Origin of the sequence: Ochrobactrum quorumnocens (assembly GCF_002278035.1) — a bacterium.
Taxonomy (GTDB): Bacteria; Pseudomonadota; Alphaproteobacteria; order Rhizobiales; family Rhizobiaceae; genus Brucella; species Brucella quorumnocens.
In genome coordinates this window covers 2,102,090-2,114,540 of sequence record NZ_CP022604.1, presented here as the reverse complement: position 1 = coordinate 2,114,540, position 12,451 = coordinate 2,102,090, and the positions used below count along the sequence as shown (strand labels likewise).

Genomic DNA, 12,451 nt, shown 5'->3' with positions numbered 1-12,451 from the left:
TCGGATGCGTCACAAGAGGTAAGTTCAATGAAATTTCTCGATCAGGCCAAGATTTACATTCGCTCCGGCGCGGGCGGTGCAGGCGCTGTTTCGTTTCGGCGCGAGAAATTTCTTGAATTCGGTGGTCCTGACGGCGGTGATGGCGGTCGTGGCGGTGATGTGTGGGTCGAGGCGGTAGACGGTCTCAATACGCTGATCGATTATCGCTACCAGCAGCATTTCAAGGCCAAGACCGGCATGCATGGCATGGGCCGCAACATGACGGGTGGCAAGGGCGACGATGTCGTGCTTAGAGTGCCTGTTGGTACGCAGATTTTTGAAGAAGATAATGAAACGCTGATTTGCGACATTACTCAACTCGGTCAGCGTTATCGTCTCGCCAAGGGTGGTAATGGTGGCTTTGGCAATCTGCATTTTACAACGTCAACAAACCGTGCGCCGCGCCGCGCCAATCCGGGCCTTGACGGTATCGAGCGCACGATCTGGCTGCGCCTGAAGCTGATTGCCGATGCCGGTCTGGTCGGATTGCCGAATGCGGGCAAATCCACATTCCTCGCAAGTGTGACAGCTGCCAAGCCAAAGATTGCCGATTATCCTTTTACCACGCTGCATCCTAATCTTGGTGTTTCGCGTGTTGATGGTCGTGAGTTTGTGATTGCCGATATTCCTGGGCTTATTGAAGGCGCAAGCGAAGGTGTGGGCCTTGGTGACCGCTTCCTTGGCCATGTCGAGCGCACGCGTGTGCTGTTGCATCTGGTATCGGCGCAGGAAGAGGATGTGGCAAAGGCTTACACCGTCATTCGTGGCGAGCTCGAAGCTTACGAGCACGGTCTTGCTGAAAAGACGGAAATTGTAGCGCTATCGCAAATTGATACGCTTGATCCGGATGCACGCAAGATCAAGATCAAGGCACTGAAAAAGGCCTGCGGGCGCGATCCGTTGCTACTTTCTGCGGTCAGTCATGAAGGTCTGAACGATACGCTGCGTCAGCTTGCAAGCGTTATTGATAAGAGCCGGGCTGCAGAGGCGGGTACGGCTGAAGCCGAAGACTGAGGATAATTATTATCTTAAGCGCATCTTGTCCGAAAACAACTTCACCCTTTTGGGGATGCGCTTTCGGTGCGGCGAGGAAATGAATGCATGCTGAAACAACTCAAAGACTATCGCCGCATCGTCATAAAGATCGGTTCCGCTCTGCTGGTGGACCGATCAACTGGTCTCAAGCAGAGCTGGCTTGAGACATTGGGTCAGGACATTGCCAATCTGGCGCGTGCCGGGGTGGAAGTTCTGGTAGTTTCTTCAGGGGCCATTGCACTTGGCCGCACAGTTCTTGGGCTGCCGAAAAAGTCGTTAAAGCTTGAGGAAAGCCAGGCGGCAGCTGCCGCAGGTCAGATCGCGCTTGCCAAGGCTTATGCCGACGTGCTCGGCAGCCACGGCATCAAGTCTGGCCAGATTCTGGTGACACTTTCAGACACCGAGGAGCGCCGCCGCTACCTCAATGCGCGCGCGACCATTGAAACGCTTTTGAAACTTGGCGCGGTTCCGATCATCAATGAAAACGATACGGTCGCGACAACCGAAATTCGTTATGGCGACAATGACCGTCTGGCAGCGCGTGTAGCCACCATGATGGGTGCTGATCTGCTGATCCTTCTTTCGGACATTGACGGGCTTTATACGGCACCTCCGCACAAGGACCCGAACGCGCAGTTTCTGCCGCTCGTTACAACGATTACTCCCCAGATTGAGGCTATGGCGGGTGCGGCTGCATCCGAACTTTCGCGCGGTGGCATGAAGACCAAGCTTGATGCTGGCAAGATTGCCAATGCTGCAGGCACCGCGATGATTATCACCTCCGGCACGCGTATGGCGCCACTTTCAGCCATTGATCGTGGAGAACGCGCAACCTTGTTTGAGCCGTCGCGTGCGCCGGTTAATGCCTGGAAGACCTGGATTTCCGGCAATCTGGAACCTGCTGGAAAATTATTGGTCGATGCCGGTGCGGCTAAGGCGCTGAAGTCTGGAAGATCGCTACTGCCTGCGGGTGTGAAAGAGATTGAAGGTCAGTTCGAGCGCGGTGATACGGTTGCAGTGCTGAATGAAGAGCGCCGCGAAATCGCGCGTGGACTGATTGCTTACGATGCTGACGATGCGCGCAAAATTGCTGGGCATAAAAGCGATGAGATTAGTGCCATTCTTGGTTATGATGCGCGCGCTGCGATGATCCACCGTAATGATCTGGTGGTACGAGGTGTGACCACTACCGAGACGGAAGAAGCGTAAGGGGAAGAGGATGTTGAACAAAGTGGATGCCGGAACTGACATCGCAGCCATCATGGCAGAAGTTGGTCGTAAAGCCAGACAGGCAGCGGCTCCGCTTTCCATCGCTTCGCCTCAACAGAAAAACAAAGCCCTGCTTGCTGCTGCAGATAGCATCCTTGCAAGCAAAGACGCTATTCTTGAAGCCAACAAGCTCGATCTTGCCAATGCTGCGGAAAGCGGGATGGCAGCTTCGTTTGTTGATCGGCTGACACTGGATGACAGTCGTATTCAGGTGATTGCTGACGGCATTCGCGCTATTGCTGAATTGAATGATCCGGTCGGTGAAGTGATTGCCGAGTGGGATCGTCCGAATGGTCTCCATATCGAGCGTGTTCGCACGCCGTTAGGTGTGATTGGCGTGATCTATGAAAGCCGTCCCAATGTGACGGCGGATGCTGGCGCATTGTGCCTCAAAGCCGGTAATGCCGTGATTTTGCGTGGTGGTTCGGATTCCGCACATTCGTCGGCTGCTATTCATATGGCTCTGGTTGCGGGACTGGAGGCAGCTCAATTGCCTGCCGATGCAATCCAGATTGTGCCGGTTACAGACCGCGCGGCGGTTGGCGAACTGCTCAAAGGTCTCAATGGTGCGATTGACGTGATCGTGCCACGGGGCGGTAAAAGCCTCGTTGCGCGGGTGCAATCGGAAGCGCGCGTGCCGGTTTTCGCGCATCTTGAAGGCATCTGTCATCTCTATATCGATAAGTCCGCTGATCTCGACATGGCGCGTGCGATTGCTGTGAATGCCAAGATGCGCCGCACCGGTATTTGCGGTGCGACCGAAACCTTGCTTGTGGATCGCGCGGTGGCTCAAACGCATCTGGTGCCGGTTCTTGAAGATCTGGCTTCGAAGGGCTGCGAAATTCGGGGCAGCGGTGAAGTCGTCGCACTTTATGAAGCCGCGACGCCTGCCGCGCAAGAAGACTGGTCTACCGAATATCTCGATGCAATCATTTCGGTGGCGCTGGTCGATGGTGTTTCTGGCGCGATTGAGCATATCAACCGTTATTCCTCGCACCACACCGAAGCTGTTGTGGCTAGGGATGCGGATGTCGTTGCACGCTTCTTCAACGAGATCGACTCGGCCATTCTTTTGCACAATGCTTCGACGCAGTTTGCTGATGGCGGCGAGTTCGGCATGGGTGCGGAAATTGGTATCGCGACTGGCAAGATGCATGCGCGTGGTCCGGTTGGCGTCGAACAACTGACCTCCTTCAAATATCGTGTTCGTGGAAACGGACAGGTTAGAGGTTAGGCTCGACATGATCTTATCCGAAAACTGGTACCCCCTTTTCGGGATCATGTGCTAATGCGGTTCGGCTTTGGGCTTTCCGCATTAAAGGCGAGTTATCCGGACGTTGATGCACAATATTTGCGCATGCCGCATGTCGAAAAGGGCATGACGGTCGGCCTGTTTGGCGGCTCGTTCAATCCACCACATGGTGGTCATGCGCTGGTCGCTGAAATCGCCATCCGGCGGCTGAAGCTCGATCAGCTCTGGTGGATGGTGACGCCCGGCAATCCACTGAAGGATAAGCGGGAACTTGCGCCGCTTGCTGAACGCTTAGAGCTCAGTGAGCATGTCGCAAGCGATCCGCGCATCAAGGTGACGGCGCTGGAAGCAGCCTTCAATGTGCGCTACACAGCCGACACTCTGGCGCTGATCCGCAAGGCCAATCCCGGTGTGCATTTCGTCTGGGTTATGGGTGCAGACAATCTGGCTTCTTTCCATCGCTGGCAGCGCTGGCGGGAGATTGCGCAGAACTTCCCGATCGCAGTGATCGACCGGCCGGGTTCGACTTTGGCTTATCTGTCGTCACGGATGGCGCAAACATTTTCCGATAGCCGGCTAGATGAACATTACGCGCCGATCCTTGCACGGCGTAATCCACCGGCCTGGACGTTTATTCACGGGCCGCGTTCTTCGCTTTCTTCAAGTGCGCTGCGTAAACAAAAATCGAACAAATGAAGGATGTCTTGAGCACATCCGAAAAGTGTAAAGCCACTTTACGTCTAAGATGCGCTTCAAAAGAAGCCAAGACTCTTGAAAGAATACAGGGACTCTGCCTATCTTAGGTATGTGCGGTGCTTATGACTGCCGTACGGCGTTGTTCTTGTCGGAAAGGAACTACACTGAGAACAGCAATTGAGAAGAAGGCTCACCACGCGCCTTCACCGGTCGGGATGAACGAAACAGCTTTCGTGTCCCAGACCTTCGACGCGGCTTTGGCCAGTCTCGAAAACTCCAAAGCAGAATCCATTATCCCCATCGACATTCGCGGAAGATCTTCGATCGGCGATTATATGATCGTCGCTTCTGGTCGTTCGCATCGTCACGTGACGGCTGTCGCTGACCATCTTTTGCAGGCGCTCAGTCAAATGGGCTGCAAGAATGTCCGGGTCGAAGGGCTCGAGGGCGGTGATTGGGTTCTCATCGATACAGGCGATATTGTCGTCCATATTTTCCGTCCGGAAATCCGTGATTTCTATAATCTGGAAAAAATCTGGATCAACGACGATGCCGAAGATCAGCGCGCATCGGGAACGGTGCACTGATCAAGTCGTAAGAGGGCACTATGCGTGTGAGTGTGATGGCCGTGGGCCGGATGAAAGCCGGCCCCGAGCGGGAGTTGGTCGAGCGTTATTTCGGCCGCTTTTCCAAGGCGGGACCGCCATTAGGGCTCGAATTTGCGGGTGTGAATGAAATACCCGAAAGCCGCGGACAAACAGCTGATCTGCGTAAGGCCGAAGAAGCACAGCGCATCAATGAAGCACTTGATAACGGGGCAGCCCTTATCCTGCTCGACGAGCGCGGCAAAGCGCTCGGCTCAGAATCTTTTGCTGAACGCATTGGCCGCATGCGTGATGATGGCAAGCGCCAGCTGATTGTTGCCATTGGCGGCCCGGATGGGCACGATCCTTCGTTACGATCGCGCGCAGATCTGGTTCTGGCGCTAGGCGAGCTCACATGGCCGCATCAGATCGCGCGTATATTGATAGCTGAGCAATTATATCGTGCTGCAACAATTCTTGCAGGCCATCCGTATCATCGGTCCTAGTTCTTTCATGTTTTTCAAATAGGTGGCGAAATCGGTCCTGTTTTTTGGCCGATTTTATAACTGCCTCTTGCATCACCTGCAGAAAACCATGTCACATAACTCACTTACCGAGACGTTGCCACAGATCGCTTTCGTGACGGATAGCGGCTTTCTCAAACCCACTCTTGTGGCTATGTGGGGCGTGCTCCGTCACTTGACCCTACCGGGTATCATTCATTTCTGGGGTGACGGCCTTAGCGACCAGGACTGGGACGCGGTCAGGCGTGTTGCGATGACAAATCCGGCTGTTACACTTAATTGCCTCGCTTTGTCGGCCGATGATCTGGATGGCGCCAAGGGGCCGACCGCACATATTTCAGCTGCAACGATGGGGCGTCTGCATATTCCAGCTCGAATTTCTGGTCGCGTTCTTTATATCGACGGCGATACTCAGGTCGTCGGTGATGTTGCACCGCTTTTCTCGCTCAATCTCAATGGTTGTCCGATTGGTGCAGTACGTGATTGCGTCGTGGCGAAGTGGTCGGCGCGCGGTCTTAAAGTGCGCGATAAATGTCTGGTTCGCGTAAGCGAGTTACAGGGACTGATGGAGCAGACCGATATATCGCGCTATTTTAACGCCGGTGTCTTGCTGCTTGATACAGATGCGATCCGCGCCGAGCCAGAACTACATCAAGCAATGCACGATCTCGTTCGAGCTTCCGCATTCCCGCTAGGTGATCAGGACCACCTCAATAATGTGTTTCGTGGTCGTGTGCATCTTATCAATCCGGCTTACAATTCTTCATGGCGCGATTCCTCCCGACAACGCAGACATATTGTCCGACTTGGTGGAGACGCCGAGGAAAGCAAGACGGTTCCGGATATTATCGTGCATTTCCATGGCCCGGAAAAACCGTGGAAAAGACCGCGCCGCGATCTTTGGAAAAGTCGCGCACGAGCCGTCTGGCGCTATCGCCGTGAAATGCAGGAATATGCGAGCAAATACCCTGACCTTGCCCTTTGAGTAATCTTCTTGCCTAATACTGCCACGAACAATGGTTGGACAAGCACGGATGCATATCACTCGGCTCGATCATATACAGCTGGCGATGCCAAAGGGCGAAGAAGAAAAAGCTCGTGCTTTTTACGAAGGACTTCTGGGAATTCCTGAAGAGCCGAAGCCATCAAATCTGGCGGTAAGAGGTGGTTGCTGGTTTGAGCGAGGTTCGTTGAAAATTCACCTCGGTATCGATCCCGAATTTGTTCCCGCCCGCAAAGCGCATCCGGCCTTCATTGTTAAGGAGCTGGCAAAGTTGATCGAAACGCTGACCGCCGCCGGTGTCTCTGTTGTCGACGATGAACCGCTGATTGGTTATGCAAGATGCTATATCTCTGATCCATTCGGGAATCGTATCGAATTGATGGAACAGCTCGCGTCATGACGGCTATAATCGGCTCTGCCGGGTTATGGTTGATGGTTCGTTAACAGTATGCGGCTAGTTTTGGCCTTGTTTGTTCCTGATATAGCGCGCCATGAGTCCTTTTCGCCTTCCAAAAAAGTCTTTGCTGTCTGCCTTGATGCGGGCTGGCCTTGTTGCGACTGCGCTTATGTCGGGCGCAACGCTGGCTTTTGCACAGGAAGGAATCCAGCAGCAGCGCGACAAGGCAGCAAGTGAATATGAGCAGCTCAGCACCGAACTCTCGGTATCAAGCGACAAGCTGAAGCAGCTCGAAGACGAGGTAGCCAACCTTAAGAAAGACCAGGCAACGATTACGGCAGCACTGATCCAATCTGCAAAGACTGACAAGAAATTGCAGCAGGATATTGCTGATAGTGCCGACAAACTCATGTCTTTGCGTGAGCAGGAAGACGGCATTCGCAATTCCTTGCGTGCGCGGCGCAGCATTCTGGCTGAAGTGCTGGCAGCCCTGCAGCGGATGGGTTTGAACCCGCCGCCTGCCATTCTTGTACGGCCCGACGATGCCCTGGCATCGGTACGCAGTGCGGTGCTGCTTGGCGCGGTTGTGCCTGAAATGCGCGAGCAGGTGGAAGAACTCACAAGCGATCTCCAGGATATGCAGCGTGTCACGGCCTCGATTACTCAAGAGCAGGACAAGCTCAAGGAAACACGCACTGCGCAGGCCGAAGAGCAGAAGCGTCAATCACTTCTTCTTGAAGAAAAGAAGAAGTTGCAGGCACAATCCGAGCAGGAAATAGAGACACAGCGCAAGCGTTCGGAAGAACTTGCGGCCAAGGCGGGTAGCATCAAGGAGCTGATCGACGGGCTCGATGAGCAGATGGCAGGGGTCCGGGATGCGGCTGATGCTGCGCGCAAGGCGGAAGCCGAACGTCTTGCAAAAGCGCAAGAAAAGGCCGGAGAAGCAACGCCTGGCGAGAACCGCTTGCATGCTCAGATCGACTTTGCATCATTGCAGGGAAAGTTGGGATTGCCTGCTGCGGGCAAGACAATCCGACACTTTGCTGAAAAGGATGGGGTTGGCGGCAACATGATGGGGCAGGTGGTCGAAACCTTGCCCGCTGCCACGATTACGTCACCTTCCGATGGCGTTGTGCTTTATGCAGGTACATTCAGATCTTATGGGCAGCTCTTGATCCTGGACGCGGGCGGCGGATATCATATCGTGATGGCTGGCATGGGTCGAATCGATGTGGCGCAAGGTCAGTTTGTGTTGGCGGGTGAACCTGTCGGCGCAATGGGTGAAAAACTTCTCGCAAGTGTTGCACCGATAGAGGTGGGCAATGGCGCGCCATTGCTTTACATTGAGTTTCGAAAGGATGGAAAACCCGTTGATCCGGCCCCGTGGTGGACTGAACGGCTTTCTGGAAGGACACAAAATGATACGTAAACTGTCGCTGCTGTTCGCCGGAGCCCTTATGGGGGCGTCAGCCATGGTGATGGTTCAGGGCGCGCCTGCTTCCACTGCCTTTGCGGCAGCGGGGAAAGACAGCGATGTCTATAAGGACCTTGCACTCTTCGGTGATATTTTCGAGCGTGTGCGTCAGCAATACGTGACGCCGCCCGATGACAAGAAGCTGACCGAAAGCGCGATCAACGGCATGTTGACGTCGCTGGATCCACATTCCTCCTATCTCAACCCGGAAGCCGCGCAGGATATGCGCGTGCAGACCAAAGGTGAGTTCGGTGGCCTTGGTATCGAAGTGACAATGGACAATGATCTTGTGAAGGTCATCGCGCCGATTGATGATACGCCTGCCTCCAAGGCCGGTGTTCTTGCGGGCGATCTGATCAGCAAGATCGACGGCCAGGAAGTCCGTGGATTGAGCCTCAGCGACGCCGTTGAAAAGATGCGCGGTGAAATCGGTTCGCCGATTGAGCTCACACTTATTCGTCAGGGTGCTGATAAGCCTATCACGCTCAAGATCGATCGCGCTGTGATCAAGGTCAAGGCGGTTCGCTCGCGGATTGAGAATGATGTTGGCTATCTGCGCGTGATTTCCTTCACCGAGCAGACTTCGGAAGATCTCAAGAAGGCGATCAAGGACATTCAGGAGAAGCTGCCGGGCGACAAGCTCAAAGGCTATGTGCTCGACCTTCGCCTCAATCCAGGTGGACTGCTTGATCAGGCCGTGGCTGTTTCAGACACGTTCCTCGATAAGGGTGAAATTGTTTCGACCCGTGGACGTGATCCGCAGGATGTAACCCGCTTTGACGCGCGCAAGGGTGATCTTGTTGATGGCAAGCCAGTGATCGTGCTGATCAATGGCGGCTCGGCCAGTGCTTCGGAAATCGTTGCCGGTGCATTGCAGGATCATCGTCGTGCGACCGTGCTGGGCACGCAGTCTTTCGGCAAGGGTTCCGTTCAGACGATCATCCCGCTTGGTGAAAATGGTTCGCTGCGTCTGACGACAGCGCTCTATTATACGCCGTCGGGCAAGTCGATCCAGGGCAAGGGCATCACGCCGGACATCAAGGTTGAACAGCCATTGCCGCCAGAACTGCGCGGTGAGGATGTTGTTCGCGGTGAGTCCGAGCTCAAGGGCCACATCAAGGGCAATGCTGAAGACGATCAGGGATCGGGTTCGGCAGCTTATGTTCCGCTTGAGACTAAGGATGACGTTCAGCTCAACGAAGCGCTGAAGCTTCTGCGCGGTGAGGAAGCCAATGCTGCGTTCCCGCCAGACCCTAAAAAGGGTGTGCTGAACTGATCTATCTGTGACGACGACTGAAACAACAAACGCGGAAGCCTCGGCTCCCGCGTTTTCTTTTTGTCGCAGTTTAATAACATTGAAACGCTAAGAGCTGCCGCATATCAATGGGTGCGCATACCTGCGAATACACGGAGATTACGATGTCGAAGCATAAAGGTCCTGTCGATCCCGAAAGCCTGCCTTATCGCCCCTGTGTTGGGTTGATGGTGCTCAACAAGGAAGGTCTCGTCTGGGCCGGGCGGCGCATCGTTATTCCAGGTGATGAGATGGATGGGGCAACACAGCTTTGGCAGATGCCGCAAGGCGGTATCGATAAAGGCGAAGATCCAGCAGTTGCATCGCTGCGTGAGCTTTATGAGGAAACCGGCATGAAGTCGGTATCCCTCCTTGCTGAAGCCCCAAACTGGATCAATTACGATCTACCTCCACGCCTGGTCGGGCAGGCGCTTAAAGGAAAATATCGCGGACAGACCCAGAAGTGGTTTGCTTATCGCTTTGAAGGCGACGAGAGCGAGATCGCGATCAATCCTCCTCCCGGTGGTCATACGGCTGAATTCGAGGAATGGGCGTGGAAACCGATGCAGGAACTGCCGGATTTGATCGTGCCCTTCAAGCGTAAGGTCTATGAAGATGTGGTTGCCGCTTTCCGGCATCTGGCGCCTTAATTCTCATAGCCTCTTGTCTGACAGGCCAACATATTGTCAACTCATTGCAGATGCGTCGCGGGATGCATGATGAGAGGGAGAATTGCTTATGGACGGTGGAAGTCTTCTCGTATTTCTATTGGTCGGCCTGATCGCCGGCTGGCTAGCTGGCAAAGTGGTTCAGGGTGGTGGTTTCGGCCTCATCGGTAACATCATTGTGGGTGTGATCGGCGCTTTCTTCGCAGGCTGGCTTTTGCCGCGACTGGGTTTTTCGGTCGGCGGCGGTATTATCGCGGCTATCGTCAACGCCTTTATCGGTGCTGCGATCCTTCTTGTTATTCTGCGTATCGTTAAACGCGTCTGAGGGCGCGTTCCAATCTTGAATTAAGGCCCGGTTTTTTCAAAAGCCGGGCCACTCTTTTTCAAAGTTCAATCCCATGACACCGAATTCGCGACTGTCTCTCGGTCTGGCTCTGACCGCATCGGCGGGCTTCATTGATGGAATTGCTTTTCTCGAACTGGGCGGCTTTTTTGCCTCTTTCATGAGTGGCAACACCACACAGCTCGGTCTCGCTATTGCCGGGCAGTCGGATGCGATGGGACGGGCAATTATCTGGCTTCCGGCGGCTCTTATCGCCTTGTTTTTCACCGGAGCTTTTTTAGGTACGTTGACCGTTCGCGCTCATGGCAAGAACGGTAGTCTTGCAGTTATGGCTAGCGTGGCGGCGATACTTCTTCTGGTCAGTGTCTTGCGCCACGAGGGGCTCAATCTTATCCATCCGGTGCTGCTTCTGGCAGCCGCCATGGGTGCGCAGAATGCCGCCGTACAACCGATCGGCTCAGCGCGCCTCGGTGTGACTTATGTGACAGGAACTTTGTTTAATTCTGCTGCCGATCTTGCCGGATCATTGCGGGGCGAAGCACCAAGGTGGCGCTGGTTGCAACATTTCGCCGTTTGGCTGTCACTGATGATTGGTGCCGTTCTGGGCGGCTTTGCGCATTATTTCATTGGCCTTGATGCGCTGTTTATCCCAGCAGCTATGATCCTCAGTGTGATGGCAATTTACTGGCGAGCGAATTAGAGCGCGTTTCTACGTGCATCCCGAAAACCGTTTCACACTTTTCGGGATCGCTCTAGCTAAACAGCGACTTCTCGCTCTCTACCAGCTCGGAAATCAAAGCTGAGACGGCAGTAACGCGCCGCAGGGTGCGCGCGGATTCGTGATAGGTCAGCCAATAGGATCGACGGATGATGCGATCGGGCAGAACAGGCACCAGATTGGGATCAGCGCGTGCGATGAACGCGTGAAGAATGCCAATGCCAGCACCCGCACGAACTGCCTCTACCTGTCCCAGCGCACTTGAAACTTCAAAAGCAGGCTTCCAATCGCGGCTGATTTCCGGCGCATATGCCAGAGACGGATTGATCACCAGATCTTCCACATAGCCAATGGTCCGATGCTTGTTCAGATCTTCGACGCTTTCCGGCATGCCATTCGCTTCAATGTAGGAGCGATGTGCAAAAAGACCGAGCGTATAATCGACCAGCCTGCGGGCGATCAGCCGCCCCTGTTCCGGGCGTTCGACCGTGATAGCTATATCTGCTTCACGTCGCGACAATGAGAAGGAGCGCGGCACCGGCACAAGCTGGATCGTGAGGTCGGGATATTGCTGTGTCAGCCTCGCCAGCCTTGGAGCCAGAAACGTAACGCCAAAACCATCGGGCGCACCGATCCGCACTGTACCTGAAACAGCGATATCCGCATTGCCGACCTGCGAACGCGCGGAAAGCATTTCTGCTTCCATGCGTTCGGCTGCAAGCAGAAATTCCTCGCCCGCCTGCGTGAGCGTCGAGCCGTTGGTTCGGCGCGTCAGCAGAGTCGTGGAAAGTGCAGCCTCAAGTGCAGTCAGTCTGCGGGCAACTGTTGTATGATTGAGGCCAAGCCTTTTGGCCGCGCCCAGAATCTGCCCAGAGCGCGCAACGGCAAGGAATATGCGGATATCGTCCCAGTTCATGGCGTTCTTTGTTTGAGCGTGATCTTACAGCGGTTCCAGTTAATATTGAATCGTTGGAGCCGCTGTAACTATTTGTTTTTACGCATTTCCGAACGCAAAAGCGGTTCCCACTTTTGCTGGAAATGCTTTAATTTGAGCATGACCTTGTCCGAAAACCGCTACGCACTTTTCGGAATATTGCTCCATCGTACTATAGAAAATGCACAACGGATACGCTTTTCAGCGCCTTGCAATTGTGA

Annotated in this window: 14 protein-coding genes; 13 read left to right on the top strand and 1 reads right to left on the bottom strand. The window is 54.4% G+C overall.

Going from position 1 to position 12,451, the window contains the following annotated elements; genetic code table 11:
* The first annotated feature begins 27 nt into the window (after window positions 1–27).
* The 13 genes from obgE to CES85_RS19680 all read left to right on the top strand — a co-directional run bounded on the left by obgE (window position 28) and on the right by CES85_RS19680 (window position 11,278).
* The gene (obgE, locus tag CES85_RS19740) at window positions 28–1,053 is read left to right on the top strand and encodes a GTPase ObgE (protein WP_095447437.1); all 1,026 of its coding nucleotides are present in this window, start codon (window positions 28–30) and stop codon (window positions 1,051–1,053) included.
* 87 nt (window positions 1,054–1,140) lie between these two features.
* Window positions 1,141–2,283 carry a glutamate 5-kinase gene (proB, locus tag CES85_RS19735; protein ID WP_095447436.1) on the top strand — a complete coding sequence of 381 codons (1,143 nt, stop codon included), beginning with the start codon at window positions 1,141–1,143 and terminating at the stop codon, window positions 2,281–2,283.
* A 10-nt stretch (window positions 2,284–2,293) separates the two neighbouring features.
* On the top strand, window positions 2,294–3,577 hold the full coding sequence (locus CES85_RS19730; RefSeq protein ID WP_095447435.1) for a glutamate-5-semialdehyde dehydrogenase: 1,284 nt from the start codon (window positions 2,294–2,296) through the stop codon (window positions 3,575–3,577).
* A 54-nt stretch (window positions 3,578–3,631) separates the two neighbouring features.
* On the top strand, window positions 3,632–4,291 hold the full coding sequence (locus tag CES85_RS19725; RefSeq protein WP_095447434.1) for a nicotinate-nucleotide adenylyltransferase: 660 nt from the start codon (window positions 3,632–3,634) through the stop codon (window positions 4,289–4,291).
* 215 nt (window positions 4,292–4,506) lie between these two features.
* Window positions 4,507–4,878, top strand: a complete 372-nt coding sequence (gene rsfS / locus CES85_RS19720) for a ribosome silencing factor (RefSeq protein WP_095447433.1) — start codon at window positions 4,507–4,509, stop codon at window positions 4,876–4,878.
* A 20-nt stretch (window positions 4,879–4,898) separates the two neighbouring features.
* Window positions 4,899–5,381 (top strand): 23S rRNA (pseudouridine(1915)-N(3))-methyltransferase RlmH, encoded by a 483-nt coding sequence (rlmH, locus tag CES85_RS19715; RefSeq protein ID WP_095447432.1) that lies wholly within the window; start codon window positions 4,899–4,901, stop codon window positions 5,379–5,381.
* 88 nt (window positions 5,382–5,469) lie between these two features.
* Window positions 5,470–6,384: a glycosyltransferase family 8 protein gene (locus CES85_RS19710; RefSeq protein WP_095447431.1), complete on the top strand. Its 915-nt coding sequence runs from the start codon at window positions 5,470–5,472 to the stop codon at window positions 6,382–6,384.
* 49 nt (window positions 6,385–6,433) lie between these two features.
* On the top strand, window positions 6,434–6,802 hold the full coding sequence (locus CES85_RS19705) for a VOC family protein (RefSeq protein ID WP_095447985.1): 369 nt from the start codon (window positions 6,434–6,436) through the stop codon (window positions 6,800–6,802).
* 166 nt (window positions 6,803–6,968) lie between these two features.
* Window positions 6,969–8,228 carry a murein hydrolase activator EnvC family protein gene (locus CES85_RS19700; protein ID WP_434063364.1) on the top strand — a complete coding sequence of 420 codons (1,260 nt, stop codon included), beginning with the start codon at window positions 6,969–6,971 and terminating at the stop codon, window positions 8,226–8,228.
* A complete protein-coding gene (locus tag CES85_RS19695) occupies window positions 8,218–9,549 on the top strand; it encodes a S41 family peptidase (protein ID WP_095447429.1) in 1,332 nt (443 codons plus the stop codon). Before CES85_RS19700 ends, CES85_RS19695 begins: the two co-directional genes overlap by 11 nt.
* Window positions 9,550–9,692: 143 nt before the next feature.
* Window positions 9,693–10,217 carry an RNA pyrophosphohydrolase gene (locus CES85_RS19690; protein ID WP_095447428.1) on the top strand — a complete coding sequence of 175 codons (525 nt, stop codon included), beginning with the start codon at window positions 9,693–9,695 and terminating at the stop codon, window positions 10,215–10,217.
* Between the two features lie 88 nt (window positions 10,218–10,305).
* A complete protein-coding gene (locus CES85_RS19685; protein ID WP_094578288.1) occupies window positions 10,306–10,560 on the top strand; it encodes a GlsB/YeaQ/YmgE family stress response membrane protein in 255 nt (84 codons plus the stop codon).
* A 73-nt stretch (window positions 10,561–10,633) separates the two neighbouring features.
* Complete coding sequence (locus CES85_RS19680; protein ID WP_095447427.1) at window positions 10,634–11,278, top strand: YoaK family protein; 645 nt, start codon at window positions 10,634–10,636, stop codon at window positions 11,276–11,278.
* A 52-nt stretch (window positions 11,279–11,330) separates the two neighbouring features.
* On the opposite strand, the gene CES85_RS19675 is transcribed toward CES85_RS19680, so the two are convergent.
* Window positions 11,331–12,212, bottom strand: a complete 882-nt coding sequence (locus CES85_RS19675; RefSeq protein WP_095447426.1) for a LysR family transcriptional regulator — start codon at window positions 12,210–12,212, stop codon at window positions 11,331–11,333.
* Window positions 12,213–12,451 lie beyond the last annotated feature (239 nt).